Source organism: Streptomyces ossamyceticus, assembly GCF_001418475.1.
GTDB classification, from domain to species: Bacteria; Actinomycetota; Actinomycetes; order Streptomycetales; family Streptomycetaceae; genus Streptomyces; species Streptomyces ossamyceticus.
Map to the genome: position 1 here is coordinate 1 of NZ_LIQX01000943.1, position 304 is coordinate 304.

Consider the following 304-nt stretch of genomic DNA (forward strand, 5'->3'; position numbering starts at 1 on the left):
CCTCACTGACGACCGCCTCCCCGGCGACAGCCTCCCCGGCCACTGAGGCACGCCCCCACCCCACAACACCGCATCCCCGCCCGAACCCCCGCCACCTCCCGCCGTCCCGCTGGCCGAACCTCATTCGGCCGGAACCAAGTCCTTGCTCGGTCATCACACCGCCCTCACAATGCGCATGACAAACTGCGGTGGCCGGAAGATCTCCTGTCACTCACGTAGCAAGAGAGGGACCCCCACATGAGAAAGCCTCTCGTTGCCGCGCTGTTCGCCCTGGTGATCACCGGGGCGGGCGCGGCACCGGCGG